The sequence below is a fragment of the Agrobacterium tumefaciens genome, assembly GCF_013318015.2.
Taxonomy (GTDB): Bacteria; Pseudomonadota; Alphaproteobacteria; order Rhizobiales; family Rhizobiaceae; genus Agrobacterium; species Agrobacterium tumefaciens.
This window is the reverse complement of sequence record NZ_CP115842.1, coordinates 672,220-694,128: the sequence shown is the minus strand read 5'-3', so window position 1 is coordinate 694,128 and position 21,909 is coordinate 672,220. Positions and strand designations below refer to the sequence as shown.

Below are 21,909 nucleotides of genomic sequence, written 5' to 3'. Positions count from 1 at the left end.
TTACTCGCCTGCCGGAATAAATTGCGCGTCTTGTCCGCCTTTTGCCACGAATTGTGCGAGCGTCATATTGTCCAGGATTGTTGCGATGGCGTCCCGCACGTCCGTCATCGAAACCCTGACCTGACAGGTCTCGGGATCGTCGCAGTCGTCGCAGGCTTCAAAAGCGGTGCGGCTGGCACAGCGGATGGGGGCCAAGGGCCCGTCCAGCGTTCGGATGACCTGCCCGATCATGATTTCCGATGGCATTTTCGACAGCGAATAACCGCCATTCGGTCCCTTCTTGGAACGCAGAATGCCGCTGTTGCGCAGTTCCAGAAGAATAGTATCCAGAAATTTTTTCGGAATATTGTTGCGGGTTGCAATCTCGGTCACAAAGGCGGTCTCGCCCTGGGGCAACCGCGCCAGATCGACAAGAGCCTTCAGTCCGTATTTGCCTTTTTTGGTCAACATCGCATGATCCGCAAAGAGGGCCAGCACCTTCTGAGTGCCGGGTTATGGTGTTCTCAACTTACTAAGTAGTTTTTACCGAATTCCCGCGCAAGTCCGTTTCGTCCCGGCTCGATGCACAAAGCGGCTTTACACCATCGTTTTTCGCCCTGTTTCCTCATCGTTTCGGATTGCTTTGCCAAAGACGCCTGCCGAAACCATAGCGGGAAACAATATTTTCTCTGATCGCGTCGCAACGTGGAACGAACGTCCTTTATTACTATATAAAATCAGTAGACAAAGTATGCATCAAAAGACATGCGAGGTGATGATGTATACTCTCAGTTTGCTGGACAAGAGCCCTGTTCCAACGGGTGAGAACGCGGCAAGCGCGTTCCGCGACACGATCAATCTCGCCAAACGCGCCGAAGAACTGGGCTATCGCCGATTCTGGGTGGCAGAACATCACAATTCGCCGGAGCTTGCCGGTTCCGCGCCGGAAGCGCTGGTTGCATGGATTCTGGCGAAGACCTCTCGTATCCGCGTCGGCTCGGGCGGCGTGATGCTGCAGCATTACAGCCCCTACAAGGTCGCCGAGGTTTTCAACGTGCTGTCGTCGCTTGCCCCCGGTCGGGTCGATCTCGGCGTCGGCAAGACACCGGGCGGGCTGCCGCTTGCGACGTCTGCCCTACAGCAGGCCTATGATCCCGCTCGCAAGCCGGATTTCGAAACGGCTTTTGGTGAGCTTACCACATTTCTCTCCGGTGCCGCGCCGAAGGGGCATGCGCAGGCCGGGTTGCAGGCAACACCGGTGCCGCCGGTTGCGGTGGAACGGTTTCTGCTCGGTGCCAGCCCGGAAAGCGCAAGGCTTGCAGCTTCCAAAGGATGGAATTTCGTCTTTGCCGGCCACCTCAATGGTGATCCGGAGGTTCTTCGCAGCAGCCTCTCGGCTTTCCGTGAGGAGAGCGGCGGAAGGGCGCCGATCCTTGCCCTCTCCGTCTTTGCCGCCAGTGATCCCGACCATGCGGCGCGGCAGGTGGAAGGTCAGCGCATCTACCGGGTGTTCCTCAGCGACGGCAAGGCGTTCAACCTTGGCCGCCGTGAACAGGCGGAAGAATTCGCCCGCCAGTCCGGCGATACCGATTATCGCATCGAGGAGCGTAAGCCCAACGTCCTGCATGGCGGGCCGGACGATATTCACAAGGCGCTGCGCGCGCTTTCCGATGAGCACGGTATCGAGGAATTCATCGTGGAGCCGCCGCATGTGGGGGCCGATCAGAGGCTCGCCTCGATCGAATTGCTGGCCACACACCGCCTTTCCAGGGCCGCGTGAACTTGTCCTCAGGAGGAAATGACATGACGAAAAAGACAATCCATTTCGGCATTATGCTCCAGGGCCCCGGCGGGCACATGAACGCCTGGCGGCACCCGAAAAGCCCTGTTGATGCCAGCGTCAACTTCGATTTCTTCAGGAAGAACGCGCTGAAGGCAGAAGCCGCCGGCATCGCCTTCGCCTTCGTTGCCGACGGGCTTTACATCAACGACAAGTCCATTCCGCATTTCCTCAACCGGTTCGAGCCTTTGACCATCCTTTCGGCGCTCGCCTCCGTCACCTCGAAGATCGGTCTTGCCGGCACGGTTTCGACCTCCTACAGCGAGCCCTTCACCATCGCGCGCCAGTTCGCCTCGCTCGATCTTCTGAGCGGTGGCAGGGCCGGCTGGAATGCAGTGACGACGCCACTCGAAGGTACGGCGAAGAACTACAGCCGCAACCATCCCGAACATGCGCTGCGTTACGAGATCGCCGATGAATATCTGGAGGTGATCAAGGGCCTGTGGGACAGCTGGGACGACGATGCCTTCGTGCGTAACCGCGAGACGGGACAGTTCTTCGACAGGCAAAAACTCCACACGCTCGGCCACAAGGGTCGCTTCTTCCAGGTGGAAGGCCCGCTGAACATCCAGCGTTCGCCGCAGGGGCAGCCGGTGATTTTCCAGGCGGGTTCTTCGGATGCCGGTATAGGGCTTGCGGGTAAACATGCCGACGCCGTTTTTACTAATTCTGCGTCGCTCGAGGAAAACCAGACATTCCTCAAGCGCGTGAAGCAGAGTGCTGTCGCGCAGGGCAGATCCGCAGCCGACGTGAAGATTTTCCCTGGCATCGGGCCGATTGTGGGCGAAACGCAGGAGGAGGCGGAAGCGAAATACGACATCATCCGCAACCTCATCACCATCGAGGATGCGCTCGCCTATCTCGGCCGTTTCTTCGACCACCACGACTTCAGTGTCTATCCGCTGGATGAGCCTTTCCCCGAACTTGGCGAGATCGGCAAGAACAGCTTCCGTTCGACGACCGACCGCATCAAGCGCCGTGCGAAGGAAAAGAGCCAGACGTTGCGCGAAGCGGCGCTGGAGGCGGCGACCCCGCGCGAAGGTTTCATCGGAACTCCGGACAAGGTGGCGGACGAGATCATCCGCTGGGTTGAGCACGATGCGGCCGACGGTTTCATTCTGGGCTTCCCGGTGATTGCCGAAGGGCTGGATGATTTCATCCGCCTCGTCATACCGGTGCTGCAACGGCGCGGATATTTCGAACCGCATCTGGAAGGCAGAACGCTGCGTGAGCATCTCGGCCTGCCTTTCAAGGACAGCATCTATTCCCACGCTGAAAGCGGTTCCAGCAAGGCGATCGCATAAAAGCGGGGTCGGGCGGCAGCCATTGCCGCCCGGAGAGAATTTCAAGGTGCTGTGCGGGTAAAGCGCAGCGCAGGAGACCAGAACCATGAATATCCGCATTGACGGCGCGCGTCCGCAGGACGACGCCGAACGGGGAATCCTTGCCTTCATCGAGGAAAGCATCGCCATCCGGCACGATCTTCACCGACATCCGGAGCTTTCGCTTGGGGAAAAGCGCACGGCGGCGCTCGTTGCCCGTTATCTCCTCTCCTTCGGATATGAGGTGACCGAGGGTGTCGGGGGCCATGGCGTCGTCGCCACCTTGAAACGTGGTCATGGTGACAAGCGTCTGGGTATCCGCGCCGATATCGACGCCCTGCCCATCGTCGAGGAAACCGGTCTTGCCTATGCCAGCCAGACACAGGGTGTGATGCATGCCTGCGGTCATGACGGTCACACGACTATCCTGCTCGCCGCTGCCCGTTATCTAGCTGAAACATCGAGTTTTTCCGGCACGCTGACGCTGATTTTCCAGCCCGCCGAGGAAATCGGTGCGGGTGCTAGAGCGATGATAAAGGACAGGCTTTTCGAGCGGTTTCCCGTCGATGCCGTGTTCGGGCTGCACAATTGGCCGGGTGTCGAAACCGGACAATTCGGCTTTGTCGAAGGGCCTGCCATGGCCTCCGTCGACAAGGCGAAGGTTCGGATCATCGGCAAGGGCGGGCACGGGGCGGCGCCGCATGAAACGGTTGATCCGGTTCTTGCCTCGGCAAGCTTCGTCACCGCCTTGCAGAGCATCGTCTCGCGCAATGTCGACCCGCGAGACATGGCGGTGCTGACGGTAGGCTCCATCCATGGCGGAACTGCTTCCAACGTCATTCCCGAGAGTGTCGAACTGCAGATTACCGCGCGGGCCTTTTCGCCCGCCGTGCGCGACAGACTGGAGGAGCGGCTTCCCGCCCTTGCCAAAGCACAGGCGGAAAGCTTCGGCGCAAGCGCCGATGTCACCTACTCCCGTGGCTTCCCGCCCGTCATCAATCACATCAGGCAGACAACGTTTGCCCGCGACGTCGCCAAACGGCATTTTCCAGCCGAACAGGTTGCAGAAGGCTTTCAGCCGCGAACGGCGAGCGAGGATTTCGCCTTCATGCTTCTGGAGCGGCCGGGCTCCTATCTCTTCGTCGGCAATGGCGAGAGCGCGCCGCTGCACAGCCCTCACTACGATTTCAACGATGCGATCATTGCGCCTGCGGCACGCTTCTGGGTGCGTCTGGCCGAAGCATACCTCTCCTGATGCAACGAGTTTAGGACAACGAGATGAGCGACAGTTTTCTCTACACATCGGTCAAGGATCCGCTCGCAACCCCGCTTCTGGAGGAGTTGCTGTTCGAATATGACAGCCGCTACGGCACATATTTCAACGCGGAAGGCGCCAAGGCGGAACTTAACAAATATCCGCCGGAGGCTTTCAGCCCGCCGTCGGGCAATTTCCTGCTGCTCTTGCGTGGCGGCAAGGCGATCGCCGGCGGTGCCTTCATGCGCTACGACGAGGAAACCGCCGAGTTCAAGCGGGTCTGGACCCATTCGGCCCACCGCCGGCAGGGGCTTGCCAAAATAGTGCTTCAGGAGCTGGAGCGGCAGGCGATCCGGCAGGGTTACGCCCGTGTCTATCTGACCACGGGCTTCCGCCAGCCGGAAGCGGTCGGCCTATATCTCACCAACGGTTATCGCGCGTTGTTCGATACGTCGGCCGATCCTGAAACGATCAGGTCGCTGCCTTTCGAAAAATGGCTTGCCGATAGCGCCTCCGCCTCCGTTGCGGAAAGCGCGTCGATACCGGCGGCCCGGCCGCATTCTTCCCCGGCCCACCCGTGAAAGGCTTTTTCCGATGACGATAGCCTCTGATTTTCCGCATGTTGCATTGAACGACCAGAAGGGTGAACCGATCAAGGGTGGGTATTCCCATTTCCGCATCGTGCCGGCCCGCTACCCCTTGCGGACGGTGGGAACGGTCTTCTCAGTACTCATCATTGCGGCCGTTCTGCATTCCGTTTTCGGCAATCCGCGCTGGGGCTGGGATGTCTTTGCGGAATGGTTTTTCGCTGAACCGGTGTTGGTCGGCTTAGGACGGACGCTGCTGCTGACCGCGCTCGGTGCGGTGCTCGGCTTCGCGCTGGGAACGCTGCTGGCGCTTGCGCGCGTTTCACGCTCGCCGCTGCTGGTTGCCGTATCCTGGACCTATATCTGGATTTTTCGATCCATCCCGCTGATCGTGCTTTTGCTGATCCTCAACAACCTCGGTTATCTCTATGAGACCGTGACGATCGGTGTGCCCTATACCGGCATCAACTTCTTCAGCTGGAATACCACGCAGCTGATGACGCCGTTTGCGGCCGCCGTTCTAGGGCTGACGCTCAATCAGGCCGCCTTCGCATCCGAAATCGTCCGTGGCGGCATTCTCTCGGTTGATCAGGGGCAGCTTGAGGCTGCCGCAGCACTCGGCCTTCCCCGGCGGCGGCAGGCGTCCCGCATCGTTCTGCCGCAGGCGATGCGCTCCATCTTGCCCACCGCCTTCAACGACATCATTGGCCTCGCCAAGGGGACTTCGCAGGTCTATATCCTTGCCCTGCCGGAGCTGTTCTACACGATCCAGATCATCTATCGCCGCAATCTGGAAGTGATCCCGCTGCTGATGGTCGCGACCGTCTGGTATCTGGTGATACTGACGGCGCTTTCGATCGTGCAGCACCATATCGAGCGGCATTTTTCACGCGGTGCACTGCGCAACCCGCCGCCATCGCTGTTCGCCACGATTTACCGCACCTTCCTGCCGCGCAAACCCTTGCCTGAAGCCGTGGAAACGGTGGCCACGACAGCCGTAAGGCCCGAGCGTTCGGTGCCTGCCCGTGCCGTGAGCTTTCAGCTCGGAAATCGTGGCGGGTCGGTCAATATTCATGGCGTTTCGAAATCCTTCGGGTCGCTGAAGGTGCTTGATGATATCAGCCTTTCCATTCCGGCAGGCAGTGTCACCACCATTCTCGGCCAATCCGGCTCCGGCAAGTCCACATTGCTGCGCTCCATCAACCATCTCGAGCGCGTCGATGACGGATTTATCGCCATAGACGGTGAACTGGTCGGTTATCGTCAAAAGGGCGATACGCTTTATGAGCTGAAGGAACGGGAAATCCTCAAGCGCCGCGCCGAAGTGGGCATGGTGTTTCAGAGCTTCAACCTGTTCCCGCATCTGACCGCGCTTGAAAACATCATCGAAGCACCCATAGCCGTTCGTGGCATATCGAAAGAGCAGGCGCAGACCGAGGCGCGCGATCTTCTGGCTCGCGTCGGCCTTGCCGAAAAAGCTGGCGCTTATCCCCGTCAGCTTTCCGGCGGTCAGCAGCAACGCGTGGCGATCGCCCGGGCGCTGGCGTTGCGGCCGAAGGTGTTGCTGTTCGATGAGCCGACATCCGCGCTCGATCCTGAACTCGTCAACGAAGTGCTTGATGTCATCAAGGAGCTTTCCCGCTCCGGCGTCACGCTCATCATCGTTACCCATGAAATCGGTTTTGCCCGTGAAGTCTCCGACAGGGTCGTCTTCATGGAACAGGGCCGCATCATCGAAACAGGCACGCCGGACCAGGTGTTCAACAGCCCGGAACATCCCCGCACCGCCGAATTCCTCGCAAAAGTTCTCTAATCAAAACAACAAAGGAAACACTCGCATGGCTTTTTCATCGAAATTATTGTCGTTCCTTGCAGGCGGTCTTTTCACCGCTACCACCGCGCTGATACCGGCTGCGCATGCGCAGGAAATCGACCTGTCGCCGGAGCAGAAGGGGCGAGTGCGCGCCGAGAAGGTGGAAGAAGCGATCAAGCTTCTGCCCGCTGGCCACAAGTTCGTCGCGGATGGAAAGTTGACGGTCGCGACCGTGCCTTTCCGGCTGCCGCTGGTCGATTATGCCAGCGATACAAAAACGCCTATTGGCGTGGAGCCGGATATCGCCCAGCTGGTTGCTGACAGTCTTGGCCTTGAACTTCAGCTAGTTCCCATCGCCTGGGCCGATTGGCCGCTGGGCCTCACCTCCGGCAAATATGATGCCGTCACCTCCAACATCACGGTGACGGAAGCCCGTAAGGAAAAATTCGACTTCTCCAGCTACCGCAACGACCTGCTCGGCTTTTACGTGGGCAGCAACAGCAAGGTGACGAGCATCAGTAAGCCCGAGGATGTTGCCGGGTTGAAGGTTATCGTCGGCGCTGCCACCAATCAGGAGCAGATCCTGCTGAAATGGATCAAGGACAACAAGGCCAAGGGTCTGGCCGACACCGATGTGCAATATTACGACGATCAGGCCGTGCTCGATGTCGCCCTGCAATCCGGCCGCGCGGACGCCTATCTCGGCCCCAACGCGACGTCAGCCTTCCAGGCAGCAAGCCAGAAGAAGACCAAGCTCGTTGGTACCTTCTCCGGCGGCTGGCCGGAAGCGGCGGAAATCGCTGTTGCCTCCAAAAAGGATGCCGGAATTGCCGCAGCCATCACGGCGGCACTGAACGCCCAGATCAAGAACGGCAATTACGGCAAGGTTCTCGCCCGCTGGAACCTCGGTTCGGAAGCCATCACCGAATCCCGCACCAATCCGCCCGGTCTGCCCAAGAGCTGAGTGCTGGTTTGCTGCCAGAAAGCTGAGTTTCCACAAAGCTGAGTTGAAGGTGGGACATCACTCAGCCGGTAGCGCGGGCCTCCTCCCGTCCGCGCTACCTCCGTCCTGCAATTCATTTTATCGGGGAGCCAGAATGGCACTCACCTCTCGTCTTGCCACAGTCACGTTCGGCGTTTTTCTCTCTATCGCCGCTTTCGGGTCGGCTTTCGCAACTGATGTCTTCGATCTTTCGCCAGACCAGCCTGGCCGGATCAGGGTAGAAAAAGACCCCGCAGCGATCGCCGCCATCCCGAAAGATTTCAAATTCATCACCCCGGGCAAACTCACGGTCGCGGTTGCACCTGGCGGACCACCGCTCGCGACCTATGCGACGGACGCCAAGACCGTGGTGGGTGCCGATCCGGACTATGCGCTTGCGGTGGCTGATAGTCTCGGCCTTGAGCTTGAGCTGGTTGCTGTCGCCTGGGCCGACTGGCCGCTGGGGCTTGCCTCCGGCAAATACGATGCTGTCATCTCCAATGTCGGGGTGACCGAGCAGCGCAAGGAGAAGTTCGACTTCTCCACCTATCGTCAGGGCCTGCACGGCTTTTTCGTGAAGTCCGACAGCGGCATCACCGCCATAAATGAGCCGAAGGATGCGGCGGGCCTGAAGATCATCGTCGGCGCTGGAACCAATCAGGAGCGTATTCTGCTGAAATGGAATGACGAGAATGTAGCCGCCGGTTTAAAACCGCTCGAGCTGCAATATTATGACGACGAGGCCACCCGGCTTGTCGCGCTTTCTGCCGGGCGGGCCGATGTGATCGTCCAGCCGCATGCGCAGCTGGTCTTCATCGCCGCGCGTGACAAGACCATCAAGCGTGTCGGAACACTCTCCGCCGGCTGGCCGGAACGTTCGGATGTCGCCATCACCACCCGCAAGGGTTCGGGACTGGCCGATGCGCTGACGCTCGCCACCAACGATCTGATCAAGAGCGGCGCTTACGCGAAGATACTGGAACGCTGGCAGCTTTCGGAAGAGGCCTTGCCGGAATCGAGAACCAACCCACCCGGCCTGCCGAAAAGCTGACCGGTCGAATAAATGCGGTGGACGGCAGCACCCGCAGGTCATGCCTGCGGGTGCTGTTTTGATTCGTCTGTTGGCCTGCGCAGAACAATCAGAAATCCGCGACCTTGCCCCATGACGAGTCAAGGAAACGGCTGGGATGATACGGGGCGGGGTCAACGATCGGGGTTGAACCCGTCACGATATCGGCGATCAGGTGGCCAGCGCCGGGGCCGATGCCGAAACCGTGGCCGCTGAAACCGGCGGCGAGGATGAAGCCGGGCAATTCGCTGGTCTCGCCGATGGCGGGCACACCATCCGGCGTGCTGTCGATGAAGCCGGCCCAGGCAGCGGATATCTGGGTTTTGCGGAGTGCAGGCAGAAGTTCCAGCGCCCTTTTGTGGGTCTCACGGATGGCGGCGGCATTCGGTTTCGGATCGAGAATACGAACCCGTTCCATCGGCGTCGGCGCATCGAGCCGCCAGTGTTTCAGCGTTTCGTGCCCACCGCGAATCCCCTCCAATCCACCCGGTCGCAGGCTGCGCCAGCGCTTGAGGAACATCGGAACGAATTCGCGTGCAAACCGCATTTGCTGCGCGGTCGGGTCGATGCGACCGAGGCCGCTGATGGCGAGCGTGTAACCGCCGTTGCTCCGGCGTGTTACAGAAACGGCTTTTGTATGCAGCGCATCCGGCAGTCCTTCTGCACCTGCCGTGACGGACAGAATTGAGGAGCGGACAGCGGCCTGCGGAAAACGAATTCCAAGCTGGCGGCAGAAGGACGAGGCCCAGGCGCCGCCGGACATGATGGCGGTTTTGGTGCGGATCGTGCCTTTTTCGGTAACGACGGCGCTAACGCGACCACCTTCCGTCTCCAGACCGCGCGCGGCGCAATTCTGGTGCACCGTTCCGCCCAGCTTCATGAGGGCACGCGCGACGGCCGGCGCCGCCATCGAGGGATCGGCGGTGCCGTCCGTTGGCGAAAAGACGCCACCCTTCCAGCGTTTTCCAGTTGCGCGTCCGCGGTTGCTCGCCTCATCCGCGCTCAACATATGCGTCGTCACGCCTGCGGTGATGGCAAAGTCGCGCCAGCGCGCCCAGCCGGCAATTTCAGCTTCGTTGTCGCTCAGGTAGAACAATCCGCAGCGGCGAAAACCGGTGTCTTCGCCGCTTTCTGCGGCAAACCGTTCCCAGAGCGTCAGGCTCTGCGTTGAAATCGGCAATTCGCGGGCGTCGCGGTTCTGCTGCCGGCACCAACCCCAGTTGCGGCTGGATTGCTCCGCGCCAACAAGACCTTTTTCGACAAGAGCCACTTTCAGGCCACGCCGGGCGAGGTAATAGGCTGCGAACACGCCGACGATACCGCCGCCAATAATGACGGCGTCCGCCGATTTCGGCAGTTCCGGTGATGTCGTGATCTGTTGCAGCGGCGCAGGCATGGTGGGGCTCCTTGTATTCGTCTTAATTTACCTTGGTCGCCGGGTAAACGCTGCCAGACTGCGCCGATTGCCGGAATCTCCTGCTGTTCGTAGCCATGTCTGCAACTCTTTATGCTGGATGAAAAAAACATCCCCGCGTCGACAGGGCACGCTCATGTGATAAGATTTCCATGGCCGCGTCAGAATTTTATGCCGCGCGCACGAAAAAATATAAAAGGGGTTCCGCACGTGATGAAACTTGACCGGATCGACATCAAGATCCTTTACGAACTCCAGAAAAATGGTCGCATCACCAATGTCGAGCTGGCGGAGCTTGTCAATCTCTCGCCAAGCCCCTGCCTGATGCGCGTCAAGAAGCTTCAGGCCGAGGGCTATATCGAAGGTTATTCGGCACAGATCAACATCAACAAGCTCGGCCAGACGCTGACGGTATTCACCGAGATCACGCTCAAGAACCACCGCCAGATCGACTTCGCCCGTTTTCTCGGCGTTATCGAAAAGATCGATCAAGTGGTAGAATGCCACCTCGTTTCAGGCGGTTACGATTACCTCCTGAAATTCGTCACCTCCGGCATCGTCGAATATCAGTCGATCATGGAGCGGCTGACGGACATGGATGTCGGTATCGACAAATATTTCAGCTTCGTTGTGCTGAAATCTCCGATCATCAAATCGCATATGCCGCTGACCAGCCTGTTTCCGCTTTGAGGTGGAAGACGTCCCTTTGCAGGGGCGCCAGAATGTCGAGACGCGTCGCTTCGTACTCAACGTCATCCTGGGGACGAGCCCGAGGATGACGAAAATGATGTTGTCACCTCTTGGAAAACGCTCGCACCAACTCTGCATCCTGCTGAAGATTGTCGAGCCATTTCGGGTCGAGCTTCGGTACCGAGGAGAACAGGAGCTTCGAATAGGGATGGGTCGGCGACTTGATCGCTTCCGTTGCCAGATGCTCCACTTTCTGCCCGCCATACATCACGACGATTTCGTCGCAGATGGTTTCCACCACAGAGAGATCGTGGCTGATGAAGATGTAGGAGAGGTTCAGCTCTCGCTGGAGTTCGCCGAGCAGGTCGATGATCGCGGCTGCGACGACCGTATCAAGCGCCGAGGTAATTTCATCGCAAATGATGAGCGATGGTTCTGCTGCGAGTGCGCGGGCGAAGTTGACGCGTTGCTTCTGTCCGCCCGATAGGCCGGAAGGATGGCGGTGGCGAACCGAGCGCGGCAGCTTCACCATATCCAGCAACTGGTCGATCCGGGCGTCGCGCGCCTTGCCTCTCATGCCGTGATAAAAGGTCAGCGGCCGGCCAAGAATATCCTCGATGGATTTGGCCGGGTTGAGCGCCGTATCGGCATATTGGAAGACGATCTGCATGCGGCGCAACTGATTGCTGGTGCGTCGGCGGGCATCGGCATCCAGCTGCCGACCTTCGAAGATGACATGACCGCTGGCGGCGGGCAGAATGCCGGCAATGGCGCGCGCCAGCGTCGATTTTCCGCAACCGGATTCGCCGATGATGCCGAGATTGCGTCCGGGATAGACTGCAAGGCTAACGGAATCGACCGCACGCACCAGCGGCATATGGTCATCGCCTTTCGTTCCATATCCGGCGATCAGCTTCTCGATATCCAGCAGCGGCTTCGCGTCAATTTGTTTTAGCGGCGCTACGGTGCGTACCTTGTCGTTAAAAGCGGTGAGCAACTCCCGCGTATAAGGATGCTGGGCATTCTCGAGAATATCCGTGGTCGTGCCGGTTTCCTGTATCTCGCCGCCTTTCAGCACCACGATCCGGTCGGCAATCTGGGCGACGACTGCGAGATCGTGCGAAACATAAACGCCGCCGATACCGCCCTTGCGCATCGCTGATTTGAAGGCGCGGAGAACCTCGATCTGTGTCGTTACGTCGAGTGCCGTAGTCGGTTCGTCGAAAATGACCAGGTCCGGGTTGCCGATCAGCGCCATGGCTGCGGAGAGACGCTGAAGCTGGCCGCCGGAAACCTGGTGCGGATAACGGTCGCCGATGGTTTCGGGATTGGGCAGCGACAATGCCTTGAACAGTTCCACCGCTCTTTGGCGCGCCTCCTGCGGCGGCATCAGATCGTGGATGCGGGTGACCTCTATGACCTGGTCGATGATCTTTTGCGCCGGATTGAAGGCGGCTGCGGCGCTTTGAGGGACGTAGGAGATTTTCGTACCGCGGATCTTTGCCCGTTCCATTTCGGAAAGCTGTACCATGTCGCGGCCTGCCACCGTGACGCTGCCGCCGGAAATACGGCAGCCTGGGCGGGCATATCCCATCAATGTCAGTGCAATGGTGGTCTTGCCGGAGCCGCTTTCGCCGATCAATGCGACGATCTCGCCATCGGCGATATCGATGTCTACACCCCTGATGATTTGGATGCGGCGGCCGGAATCGGTGGTCGCCTCGACTTTAAGTCCACGGATTTCAACAAGATTTGTCATTATTCGCTCCTGTCGCGGATTTTCTGCGGCAGATTGTCGATCAGCAGATTGACGCTGATCGTCAGGCTGGCAATCGCCAACGACGGAAAGATCACGGCTGGCGCGGCAAAGGGCAGGCCGCCGATGTTTTCACGCACCAGCGCACCCCAGTCTGCATTCGGCGGCTGCAGGCCAAGACCGAGAAAGGAAAGGCCCGACAGAAGCAGCACGATGAACACAAAGCGCACGCCGAGATCGGCCAGCACGGGACGGATGATGTTGGGCAGGATTTCGGAGCTGATAAGGTGCAAGAGGCTCTCGCCGCGCACGCGGGCCACGGTGACGAAATCCATGGTGTTGACATTGACGGCGAGCGCCCGGGCAAAGCGATAGGCGCCGGGCGTATAGATAACCGACAGGGTGACGATCAGCACAGGAATGGAGGAGCCAACGGCAGCGACAACCACAAGTCCGAAAAGCTTGCTTGGAATGGAGTTCACCGCATCGAGAAAACGGCTGAGGGCCGCATCGAACCAGCCGCCGACCACGGCAGCGCTCATGCCGAGAACGACGCCCGACACGCAGGCGATCGTGACGGCCGCAAGTGAAATGCCGACCGTGAAACGCGCGCCCATGAGAATGCGGGAAAACACGTCGCGGCCGAGATAGTCGGAGCCGAGCCAGAGATCGGAGGTCATCGGACCGAAATAATCCAGATCGACGATTTCACCGACGGGATGCGGGATGAGATAGGGCGCAAAGATCGCAACCATGGCCCAGAGAAAAATGACGAGAAAGCCGAAAACGCCGACGACATTGATTTTGTAACCCAAGCGCGAGGTCCCCGAAGTTGTTTTGATATTGTCGGTCATCAGCGCAGCCTCGGATTGGACATGATGGCGATGATATCGGCGGTTGTGATGAGGAGGAGATAACCGACGCAGAAAATCATTGCGCAGCTCTGGATCAGAGGCAGGTCGCGGGTCGCGACGCCATCAACCATCAGCTTGGCGATGCCTGGATAATTGAAGATAGTCTCAACGATGATGACGCCGCCGACGAGATAGGAAAGCGACAAAGCAACCGCATTGACGATGGGGCCAAGCGCATTGGGAAGTGCGTGGCGCAGGACGATGCGCATGCGCGGTGCGCCCTTCAGGAGCGCCATTTCCACATAGGGCGTATCGAGCGTCTCGATGACGGCGGCGCGGCTCATGCGGATCATCTGTGCCGACACGACGAAGGTGAGCGTGATGACCGGCATGGCGTAAACCCGCAGCACATCGAACACGGTATGCACCTCGCTGACCAGCGACAGGGCTGGCAGCCACTTCAGATATACGGCGAACAGCAGAACCGCGAGCGTCGCGATCATGAATTCCGGCACCGAAATGACACCGATGGTCAGGATGGTGACGGCGCGATCATAAAGCGTTCCACGCAGCATGGCGGAGCTGATGCCGAGCGTCAGGGCCAGCGGCACGGCGATAACAGTGGTGATGCCGGCAAGCTTCATGGAGTTGACGAAACGTGGGCCTATGAGGTCGGCGATCGCCATATTGTTGGCGTAGGACGTGCCGAGTTCGCCGTGCAGCAGGCCAAAAAGCCAGCGGACAAAACGCAGAAGGGCCGGGTCGTCGAGATGCATGGCGGTGCGCAGACCGGCCACGGCCTCCGGCGTTGCCGACTGGCCAAGAAGGATCGTTGCCGTGTCGCCGGGCAGCAGGCTGGTGGCGGAAAAGACGATAAACGATACGATAAGCAGCGTCGTCAGCATGACGACCAGCCGCCTGGCGATAAGGGAGAGTATCCGGCTGTTCATTTACATGCTCCTGCGACCTGCCTGGATCATGATGATTTCAGGCCCGATCGACCTGAAATCATCATGATCCAAATTATATAGCTGTAGCGAGATATCAGGCGAAAACCGCTTGTTTTTCAAAGTGTCGCTCCAGCTGTGGAGGCTTCCCGCACCGGCGGAAAGGTTGCCGGGCGCGTCGGCGCCCGGCCCCTTGGTCTATCAGGCCTCGAGCCAGACGTATTCAGCAAACGCGTAACCCATCATGCCGCCGAGCGGATTGGCTTCCAGACCCTTCAGCTTGGAGGTGATGGCGTCGACATTGGTGATATAGGCGGGAATGATGGTGCCGGCTTCGTCGGCGATCATCTTTTCCATTTCGAAGTAGATCTGCTTGCGCTTGTCCATGTCCAGCATACCGCGTGCTTCGAGCATCATCTTGTCGAACTTCGGCGACTTGTACTGGCTTTCGTTCCACGGCGCGTCGGAGGCGTAAAGCAGCGAGAACAGAATATCCGGGGTTGGGCGCGGGTTGATGTTGCCGAAGTGAATAGGCGCCTTGAGCCAGTAATTGCTCCAGTAACCGTCCGAGGGAACGCGCTGCACATCCAGCTTTACACCGATTTCTGCGGCCGACGCCTGGATGATCATCGCCATGTCCACGGCAGAGTTTGCAGCATCCGAGGTGATGACCGGGATGGACTGACCGATAAGACCCGCTTTTTCAAAGTGGAACTTCGCCTTATCAGGATCGAAGGCCTTCGGCTTGAGGTCCGGATTGTGGTAGGGACTCATGGGCGGCACTGGCTGGTCGTTACCGACTTCACCGAGGCCACGCAGAGCCGCCTTGACGATCTGCTCGCGGTTGACGATCGACTTCATGCCGGCGATGAAATCGGCATTGTTGCCGGGCGTCTGGTCCAGCCGCATATTGAGGTTGGTGTAGTTGCCGGACGTTCCCTTTGACAGAACGATGCCTTCCTGCTTGTCGAGCAGGCGCAGCGAACGCGGATTGATAGCCGCTGCGAGGTGGATATCGCCCGAAATGAGGGCGTTAACGCGGGCATTGTCTTCGGCAATCGCGAAAAATTCGAAGCTATCGACGTGCGGACCACCCTGTTTCCAGTAATTGGTGTTTTTCGACATGATCGAGCGGACGCCGGGTTCGAATTTCTCCAGCTTGAAGGCACCGGTGCCGTTCCCCTTGGAGAAATCGGTCGCGCCATCGGCAACGATCATGAAGTGATGCAATGCCAGGATGGCCGGCAGGTCTGCATTCGCGTTTGCCAGCGTGATCTCGACGGTGCTCTTGTCGATCGCCTTGAAGCCGGTCATCTGGGCGGCGATCTTGGCGACCTTCGAACCGACGGCCGGGTCAAGGTGACGCTTCAGCGAATAGACCACGTCATCGGCGGTCAGTGCCTTGCCGTCATGGAAGGTGACGCCGGAACGCAGCTTCACGGTCCAGGTCTTGGCGTCCTTCGTTTCGATGGATTCGGCCAGCTCCATCTGGGGCGTGCCGGAAACATCGAGGAAGCTCAGCCGGTTATAGAGCGCGCAGCAACGAACGTAATCCGTCGAAAGCGAGGCTTTTGCGGGATCGAGCGTGTCGGCCGTGGAGGAGGACCAGCCGGCCGCCTTCAGCGTGCCGCCGGAAACGGGAGTGGCCGCCAGCGCCTGCGAGGCGCGGCCGAGAATGGCCGAACCGGCGGAAAGTGCTACGCCGCCGGCCAGCATCATGTGAAGCAGCTCTCGCCGCGTCGCGCCGCGACGGATAGCCTGTTCAACGGCGGCATCGTCAGAGCGGGTCCAATTTGTAATCCTGTCACTCATGGTCTTCCCCTTTTGTATGATTTGTTGAAATGGCATCTGCAGTAATTTTCGGTATCCACGCCCCAGTGCGCGTCATGCCACAGGCGGTTCAGCGGCCCGAGTGTCTCGTGGCCTCGGCAAGGCCGGCCATCGAGGTGAAGTGGTAGTCCGGTTCGGTAAAGTTCTCCGGCTCGATGGTGCCGCCATATCCCTTCTGGGCGTGGCGGCGCTCTATCCAGCAATTGGTCATCCCGAGTTTCCGTGAAATGCCGATATCGTGGTACTGGCTCTGCGCAACGTGCAGAATGTCGTCCTTCGATGCGCCTTCGCTTTCAACGAAGGCGAAAACCTTCTCGAAGAATGCGGGATCCGGCTTTTCCGTGCCGGTATCATCCGCTGTGAAAGCGGCGTAAAAGGGACTACCGAGTTCCTTCGAGAAATACTCGAAGGCCCAGCGCTGGGCGTTGGTCATGGCAATGAGACGATGCGTTTTTGCAAGCTCGGCCATCGCGGCACGACTGTCTTCAAAGCCTTTCCAGTTTTTTGCTGCGTCGCGCAGGCGCTCACCCAGAGCGCGCTCCGCCGGCAAACCGAGTTCCGGAGCGATGATCAGGTAGACGCGGACGAGATCGTCCGGAAACAGATCGGTGGCGTCGGAGTAACGCGCCGCGCGGTAAAGGCCGAGCGCCTTTTCACCGTCGACCTCAACGCCGTTTTCAGCGCCGATCTGGATCAGGGTCGATTTCATGCCACCTTCGAAATCGATGAGAGTTCCCACCACGTCGAAGCTCATATATTTGAAGTCGCTCAGTTTCTTGGGCAATGTCGGTCTCCGCTTTGCCGCGCAGAGCCCTTGGGAAGGCTGCGGCATTTTATTCTGTTCCCGGACGGGATCCTTGTCCCGTTCCCATTCTTGCTAACGCCCTTTTTTATGGCGTTTAGTGCTTTTTCTGTTGATAGTTTGGCAGTTCCAGCGCGCCGGATTCTCCGAAAAGGATCGGGTCTTCGGCAGAATATTGCGAATATGTGCGGCGTTGCGACATTTCGAGAAGGTGCCGTAACGCCATCCACCGTTCGCCTCAGGCCATGGCGGCCCGCACTGCCGGGTCCTCGAGCGTCTGGTCGAGGGTTTTCCGCGTCCGCTCTATAATGGCGTCGATCTCGTCATCGGTGCAACACAGCGGCGGCGCATAGCCGAGGATGCCGTTGGCGAAGGCGCGCACGATGAGGCCGTTTTCCCAGGCGCGGTCAAAAACCTTGCGTGCAGGGGCCGCCGCAGCCGGCAGCGGGGTTTTCTTCTCTTTGTCGGTCACGAGTTCGATAGCGGCAAGCATGCCCCGGCCACGTACATCGCCAACCAGCGGATGGCTTCTCAATCCTTCCAGCCCGGCCATCAGCCGCTGACCGGCGCGCCGGCCGTTTTCCAGCAGCCCGCCCTCGTAAAGTTTCAGCACTTCGAGACCAACGGCGGCACTGACGGGATGGGCGGAATAGGTATAACCGTGCCCGACCGCGGCATCGCCGGCGAAGTCGGCTATTGTATCATAAACATGGTCGGCCATGAAGACGGCGCCCATCGGCACATAGCCCGAAGTCAGACCCTTGGCGGCTGTGATGAAGTCCGGCACGATATCTTCGTCGGCACAGGCAAACAGTGGTCCCGTGCGGCCGAAGCCGGTGATGACTTCGTCGGCAACGAAGAGAATGCCGTAGGAACGGCAGAGTTCTCGCATGGCCTTGATCCAGCCAGGCGGCGGCACCAGAACGCCACCGGAGCCCTGAATGGGCTCGGCATAAAAGGCGGCGACCCGCTCCGGGCCGATAGCCTCGATCTTGTCCTTCAGGATTTGCAGGGAAGAGGCGATGATGGCGGCGGGGTCGCTGCCGACCGGATTGCGATAGGCATAGTGAGACGGAATTTTGTGCTGCCAATCGTAAGGCACGCCGAAACCTGCATGGAAGGCAGGCAGCGCAGTCAGGCCTGAACCGGCGGTGGTGGAGCCGTGATAACCCTGTTCGATGGAAATGAACTGGTCGCGCTGCGGCTGGCCTTTGGCGTGCCAGTAATAGCGGATGAAGCGGATGGTGCTGTCCACCGCGTCGGATCCGCCAAGCGTGAAATAGACGTGGTTGAGATCGCCGGGCGCGCGGTCGGCGAGTTCGGAGGCGAGGCGGATGGCGGGTTCGCTGCCAATGTCGAAATAGGCAGTGGCATAGGGCAGTTCACGCATCTGCTTTGCCGCCGCTTCCACGATGCTGTCATGGCCATAGCCTGCATTGACGCACCAGAGGCCGGCAAAACCGTCGATCAGCTGGTGGCCGGTCATGTCGGTAATCGTGGCACCCTTTGCCGATTTCAGCACGCGAACGCCAAGCTTTTCATGGCCGCGGAAGGAAGAGACAGGGTGCACCAGATGGGCGCGGTCGAGCTCGATCAGTGAATTGCTTAACATGGGTCTCTCCGGATTCAGCCCAGCGCCTGGCTGGTCAACGCGAATGTTTTCAGTTTTTTGTCGGCAGAGGTTTCCGCCTTCGGCCGGCGCATGGCGATGCCGCCACCGACATGGGCAAGACCGTATTCGGCAAGCCAGGGACCGAGTCCCGTCTCGGTGGTGGTGTCTACGCGCAGGAATGCGCCGGGGCGCTCGGAAACGACGAAGGCAATCAAATCCTTCGCGATTTCAGCAGTTTCCGCGACAATCGGGCCGATGACTTCACCACGGCCAAAGGCGCGAAGGCCTGCAAAACCCATGATGGCGCCATGCTGTTGAACCACCGCAAACCGTGCCCTATCCGCAAGCTCGGTAAAGAGTGCTGTACGATCCGCACCGAATGCCTGCGCGTCGAGTGCGGCAAGCTCGGCCGGTACAATCGTTTCTGCCCATGCCACGTTAGCGGGCTTATCGGCGGCCGTAGGAATTCCCTGGTGCTGACGCACCTCGCCGCATGCGACGAACCCCATCTTCTCATAGAGTGGGAGGCCTTCAGCGGTGGCGGTCAGACGGCACTCGCGATTTTCCGCAGCATCGACGACCGCCTGCATCAGCTTGCGTCCGAGACCACGGCCGCGCATGGCCTCGTCCACGATCACCATGTTGACGGTGGCGCAGGTGTCTCCCAGAAGCGTGGCCATTGCGGTTCCGACGACGCGACCGTTTTCGATAGCGACGAAACCCTTGCTCAGTGAAAGGACGAGCGCCCAGTCTTCCCGGCGGTGTGGCCATCCGGCCTGGCGGGAAAGCTCGACGGCGGCGTCGAGGTGTTGCGGCTCAAATTTCTGGATATCGATGAGGCTGGCTTGCATGGCCCAACTCCGTTTTATTCTTCATGTTCATTGATAGACCGGCGGCAAAAGAACATTGTCCCGACGAATGGCAAGGTTCGATATGTTTCACTGTTGCTTTTACCCGCCGCCGCATCTTATGCCGCACATCATCTGCTTCCATCCGCAGAACGGGGGTGGGCGGCGGCTTCCGGTTTTGTCGCACGCAACTCTCTGCCAAACTGGCGGCCGCATACGCAACAATCTGCTTTCGCGAATGGCAATTGCAGTGCGTCGACCGGGCAAAGGCCTCTATGATCTTGTTATTGCAGCCACCACCCATCCCCAAGCAAGGACGACGACGACATGACCATCTTCCGCCCGAAATACATCACTTTCGATTGCCACGGTACGCTGATTCATTTCCAGATGGCAGAAGCTGCCCGCGATCTCTATGGTGATCGTCTGGGCGAGGCCGAGATGCAGCAATTCATCAAGGACTTCTCTGCCTATCGCCTGGACGAGGTCATGCATGACTGGAAGCCTTACGCCGAAGTCGTCCATAACGCCCTGTCGCGCACCTGCAAGCGCAACGGTGTGGCCTTCAAGGACGAAGATGCGGTAATGGTGTATGAGCGCGTTCCGACATGGGGTCCGCATGCGGACGTTCCGGCCGGTCTGGCGAAGGTTGCCAAGGAAATTCCGCTGGTCATTCTGTCTAACGCCATGAATTCGCAGATCATGTCGAATGTGGAAAAGCTTGGCGCGCCGTTCCATGCTGTCTATACTGCCGAACAGGCGCAGGCCTACAAGCCGCATTTCAAGGCTTTCGAATATTTGTTCGACATGCTCGGCTGCGGCCCGGAAGATATTCTGCACGTCTCGTCCTCCTTCCGCTACGACCTGATGTCCGCGCACGATCTCGGCATCAAGAACAAGGTCTGGGTCAACCGCGGTCACGAACCGGCAAACCCCTATTACGGTTATACGGAGATCTCCGATATTTCCGGTCTCGCGGGCGTCGTTGGACTGTAAGGAAGGACCGGATCATGAAGCTCGTCTCCTATTGGCACGACACGGCGCCCCTGTTTGCGGGGGCGGCGCAAGGTCCTGTCGAGGGCCATTACGATGTGGCCGTCATTGGTGGCGGCTTCACGGGTCTGGGTGCTGCGCGCCAGCTGGCAAAAGCGGGCGCGCGCGTGGTTGTTCTTGAAGGACAGCGCGTCGGCTGGGGTGCTTCCGGGCGCAATGGCGGCCACCTCAACAACGGGCTGGCCCACTCCTACCTCTCCGCCAAGGCGGAACTCGGTAAGGAGCGCGCCATCGCGCTCTACAAGGCGCTGGATGCCTCGATCGACACGCTGGAAAGCCTTATCGCCGAGGAAGGGATCGACTGTAATTTCCGCCGCGCCGGCAAGCTGAAAATGGCTTCGAAACCGCAGCATTTCGAAAGTCTGGCGAAGAATTTCGAGGCTGTTCATGCCGAGGTGGATCCCGATACGGCTCTTCTGTCGGTTGACGATCTCAAGGCGGAAATCGGCTCTCCCTTTTATGGCGCCATGCTGTCCAAGAAGAGCGCCATGATGCATATGGGCCGCTATGTGGCCGGCCTTGCGCAGGCCGCCAGCCGCCATGGCGCGGTCATCTTCGAAAATGCGGCGGTGACGAAACAAACTCAGAACGGCAAGACACACACGCTGGAAACGGCGCGCGGCAAGGTCACCGCGGATAATGTTCTTGTGGCAACCGGCGCCTACACGCCCTCCGGCTTCGGCTATTTCCGCCGCCGCATCATCGCGGTCGGCAGTTTCATCATCGCCACGCGGCCGTTGACGGATGCCGAGATCAAGGCGTCCGTTCCGGGTAACCGCACCTACGTCAACACCATGAATATCGGCAATTATTTCCGCCTCGCACCGGACAACCGGTTGATCTTCGGCGGCCGCGCGCGCTTTTCCACGACATCGGACCAGCGTTCGGATGCCAAAAGTGGCGCGATCCTGATGGATAGCCTTCACCGCATATTCCCGCAGCTTGCGCATGTGCCAATCGATTATTGCTGGGGCGGACTGGTTGATATGACCAAGGACCGTTATCCCCGCGCCGGTTTCCATGACGGCGTCTGGTACGCCATGGGCTATTCCGGCCACGGCGCCCAGCTTTCCACCCATCTGGGCATGATCATGGCTGACGCCATTCTGGGCCGCCCGGACAACAACCCGCTGAAGGGGATGGACTGGCCGGCGGTGCCTGGCCATTTCGGCAAGCCCTGGTTTCTTCCCTTGGTAGGGCTTTACTACAAGATGCTGGATAAGATTCAGTAGCGCGTTAGTTCATTTCTTCATCAT

19 protein-coding genes are annotated in these 21,909 nt (G+C 59.4%); 10 read left to right on the top strand and 9 right to left on the bottom strand.

The annotated features are described in order from the left end of the window. Positions 1-450, bottom strand: coding sequence for an RrF2 family transcriptional regulator (locus G6L97_RS16625; RefSeq protein ID WP_003511094.1), 450 nt, complete (start codon positions 448-450; stop codon positions 1-3). A gap of 304 nt (positions 451-754) precedes the next feature. Here G6L97_RS16625 and G6L97_RS16620 point away from each other — a divergent pair, with 304 nt between their 5' ends. From G6L97_RS16620 to G6L97_RS16590, 7 genes are all read left to right on the top strand, one after another. Beyond that, positions 755-1,759: an LLM class flavin-dependent oxidoreductase gene (locus G6L97_RS16620; protein WP_065704254.1), complete on the top strand. Its 1,005-nt coding sequence runs from the start codon at positions 755-757 to the stop codon at positions 1,757-1,759. Positions 1,760-1,782: 23 nt separating this feature from the next. Next, on the top strand, positions 1,783-3,123 hold the full coding sequence (locus G6L97_RS16615; protein ID WP_065704252.1) for an LLM class flavin-dependent oxidoreductase: 1,341 nt from the start codon (positions 1,783-1,785) through the stop codon (positions 3,121-3,123). A gap of 85 nt (positions 3,124-3,208) precedes the next feature. Continuing rightward, positions 3,209-4,396 (top strand): M20 aminoacylase family protein, encoded by a 1,188-nt coding sequence (locus G6L97_RS16610; RefSeq protein ID WP_065704250.1) that lies wholly within the window; start codon positions 3,209-3,211, stop codon positions 4,394-4,396. A gap of 23 nt (positions 4,397-4,419) precedes the next feature. Continuing rightward, positions 4,420-4,977, top strand: coding sequence for a GNAT family N-acetyltransferase (locus tag G6L97_RS16605; RefSeq protein ID WP_065704246.1), 558 nt, complete (start codon positions 4,420-4,422; stop codon positions 4,975-4,977). Between the two features lie 13 nt (positions 4,978-4,990). Continuing rightward, positions 4,991-6,796 carry an amino acid ABC transporter permease/ATP-binding protein gene (locus G6L97_RS16600; RefSeq protein ID WP_080671286.1) on the top strand — a complete coding sequence of 602 codons (1,806 nt, stop codon included), beginning with the start codon at positions 4,991-4,993 and terminating at the stop codon, positions 6,794-6,796. A 25-nt stretch (positions 6,797-6,821) separates the two neighbouring features. Beyond that, a complete protein-coding gene (locus G6L97_RS16595; RefSeq protein ID WP_013761658.1) occupies positions 6,822-7,760 on the top strand; it encodes an ABC transporter substrate-binding protein in 939 nt (312 codons plus the stop codon). Positions 7,761-7,893: 133 nt separating this feature from the next. Further along, complete coding sequence (locus tag G6L97_RS16590; RefSeq protein WP_035199520.1) at positions 7,894-8,829, top strand: ABC transporter substrate-binding protein; 936 nt, start codon at positions 7,894-7,896, stop codon at positions 8,827-8,829. Positions 8,830-8,917: 88 nt separating this feature from the next. On the opposite strand, the gene G6L97_RS16585 is transcribed toward G6L97_RS16590, so the two are convergent. Then, positions 8,918-10,243 carry an NAD(P)/FAD-dependent oxidoreductase gene (locus tag G6L97_RS16585; protein WP_060642327.1) on the bottom strand — a complete coding sequence of 442 codons (1,326 nt, stop codon included), beginning with the start codon at positions 10,241-10,243 and terminating at the stop codon, positions 8,918-8,920. A gap of 231 nt (positions 10,244-10,474) precedes the next feature. Here G6L97_RS16585 and G6L97_RS16580 point away from each other — a divergent pair, with 231 nt between their 5' ends. Beyond that, positions 10,475-10,951 (top strand): Lrp/AsnC family transcriptional regulator, encoded by a 477-nt coding sequence (locus G6L97_RS16580; RefSeq protein WP_013761655.1) that lies wholly within the window; start codon positions 10,475-10,477, stop codon positions 10,949-10,951. 103 nt (positions 10,952-11,054) lie between these two features. Here G6L97_RS16580 and G6L97_RS16575 read toward each other — a convergent pair whose 3' ends face one another. From G6L97_RS16575 to G6L97_RS16545, 7 genes are all read right to left on the bottom strand, one after another. Continuing rightward, positions 11,055-12,710: an ABC transporter ATP-binding protein gene (locus tag G6L97_RS16575; protein ID WP_065704244.1), complete on the bottom strand. Its 1,656-nt coding sequence runs from the start codon at positions 12,708-12,710 to the stop codon at positions 11,055-11,057. Continuing rightward, on the bottom strand, positions 12,710-13,561 hold the full coding sequence (locus G6L97_RS16570) for an ABC transporter permease (RefSeq protein WP_013761653.1): 852 nt from the start codon (positions 13,559-13,561) through the stop codon (positions 12,710-12,712). The genes G6L97_RS16575 and G6L97_RS16570 overlap by 1 nt, the downstream gene beginning before the upstream one ends. Then, positions 13,561-14,511, bottom strand: a complete 951-nt coding sequence (locus G6L97_RS16565) for an ABC transporter permease (RefSeq protein WP_003511075.1) — start codon at positions 14,509-14,511, stop codon at positions 13,561-13,563. Before G6L97_RS16565 ends, G6L97_RS16570 begins: the two co-directional genes overlap by 1 nt. A gap of 198 nt (positions 14,512-14,709) precedes the next feature. Next, on the bottom strand, positions 14,710-16,320 hold the full coding sequence (locus G6L97_RS16560) for an ABC transporter substrate-binding protein (RefSeq protein ID WP_013761652.1): 1,611 nt from the start codon (positions 16,318-16,320) through the stop codon (positions 14,710-14,712). Between the two features lie 88 nt (positions 16,321-16,408). Beyond that, on the bottom strand, positions 16,409-17,122 hold the full coding sequence (locus tag G6L97_RS16555; RefSeq protein ID WP_112178389.1) for an HAD-IA family hydrolase: 714 nt from the start codon (positions 17,120-17,122) through the stop codon (positions 16,409-16,411). 256 nt (positions 17,123-17,378) lie between these two features. Continuing rightward, positions 17,379-18,752: an aspartate aminotransferase family protein gene (locus tag G6L97_RS16550; protein WP_003511070.1), complete on the bottom strand. Its 1,374-nt coding sequence runs from the start codon at positions 18,750-18,752 to the stop codon at positions 17,379-17,381. Between the two features lie 14 nt (positions 18,753-18,766). Continuing rightward, entirely contained in the window at positions 18,767-19,603 is an 837-nt protein-coding gene (locus tag G6L97_RS16545) for a GNAT family N-acetyltransferase (protein ID WP_065662552.1), read from the bottom strand. 324 nt (positions 19,604-19,927) lie between these two features. Here G6L97_RS16545 and G6L97_RS16540 point away from each other — a divergent pair, with 324 nt between their 5' ends. Together G6L97_RS16540 and G6L97_RS16535 are read left to right on the top strand one after the other, a co-directional pair. Beyond that, positions 19,928-20,596 (top strand): haloacid dehalogenase type II, encoded by a 669-nt coding sequence (locus G6L97_RS16540; protein WP_174003467.1) that lies wholly within the window; start codon positions 19,928-19,930, stop codon positions 20,594-20,596. Between the two features lie 14 nt (positions 20,597-20,610). Beyond that, positions 20,611-21,885: an NAD(P)/FAD-dependent oxidoreductase gene (locus G6L97_RS16535; protein ID WP_065659587.1), complete on the top strand. Its 1,275-nt coding sequence runs from the start codon at positions 20,611-20,613 to the stop codon at positions 21,883-21,885. The last annotated feature ends 24 nt before the right edge of the window (positions 21,886-21,909 follow it).

Bases quoted from the DNA above. Each gene is read 5' to 3' on its own strand.
- G6L97_RS16600 (WP_080671286.1), top strand. From the start codon at position 4,991: ATGACGATAGCCTCTGATTTTCCGCATGTTGCATTGAACGACCAGAAG.
- G6L97_RS16620 (WP_065704254.1), top strand. From the start codon at position 755: ATGATGTATACTCTCAGTTTGCTGGACAAGAGCCCTGTTCCAACGGGT.
- G6L97_RS16565 (WP_003511075.1), bottom strand. From the start codon at position 14,511: ATGAACAGCCGGATACTCTCCCTTATCGCCAGGCGGCTGGTCGTCATG.
- G6L97_RS16615 (WP_065704252.1), top strand. From the start codon at position 1,783: ATGACGAAAAAGACAATCCATTTCGGCATTATGCTCCAGGGCCCCGGC.
- G6L97_RS16535 (WP_065659587.1), top strand. From the start codon at position 20,611: ATGAAGCTCGTCTCCTATTGGCACGACACGGCGCCCCTGTTTGCGGGG.
- G6L97_RS16550 (WP_003511070.1), bottom strand. From the start codon at position 18,752: ATGTTAAGCAATTCACTGATCGAGCTCGACCGCGCCCATCTGGTGCAC.
- G6L97_RS16540 (WP_174003467.1), top strand. From the start codon at position 19,928: ATGACCATCTTCCGCCCGAAATACATCACTTTCGATTGCCACGGTACG.
- G6L97_RS16560 (WP_013761652.1), bottom strand. From the start codon at position 16,320: ATGAGTGACAGGATTACAAATTGGACCCGCTCTGACGATGCCGCCGTT.
- G6L97_RS16610 (WP_065704250.1), top strand. From the start codon at position 3,209: ATGAATATCCGCATTGACGGCGCGCGTCCGCAGGACGACGCCGAACGG.
- G6L97_RS16585 (WP_060642327.1), bottom strand. From the start codon at position 10,243: ATGCCTGCGCCGCTGCAACAGATCACGACATCACCGGAACTGCCGAAA.
- G6L97_RS16545 (WP_065662552.1), bottom strand. From the start codon at position 19,603: ATGCAAGCCAGCCTCATCGATATCCAGAAATTTGAGCCGCAACACCTC.
- G6L97_RS16605 (WP_065704246.1), top strand. From the start codon at position 4,420: ATGAGCGACAGTTTTCTCTACACATCGGTCAAGGATCCGCTCGCAACC.
- G6L97_RS16575 (WP_065704244.1), bottom strand. From the start codon at position 12,710: ATGACAAATCTTGTTGAAATCCGTGGACTTAAAGTCGAGGCGACCACC.
- G6L97_RS16570 (WP_013761653.1), bottom strand. From the start codon at position 13,561: ATGACCGACAATATCAAAACAACTTCGGGGACCTCGCGCTTGGGTTAC.
- G6L97_RS16595 (WP_013761658.1), top strand. From the start codon at position 6,822: ATGGCTTTTTCATCGAAATTATTGTCGTTCCTTGCAGGCGGTCTTTTC.
- G6L97_RS16590 (WP_035199520.1), top strand. From the start codon at position 7,894: ATGGCACTCACCTCTCGTCTTGCCACAGTCACGTTCGGCGTTTTTCTC.
- G6L97_RS16580 (WP_013761655.1), top strand. From the start codon at position 10,475: ATGAAACTTGACCGGATCGACATCAAGATCCTTTACGAACTCCAGAAA.
- G6L97_RS16625 (WP_003511094.1), bottom strand. From the start codon at position 450: ATGTTGACCAAAAAAGGCAAATACGGACTGAAGGCTCTTGTCGATCTG.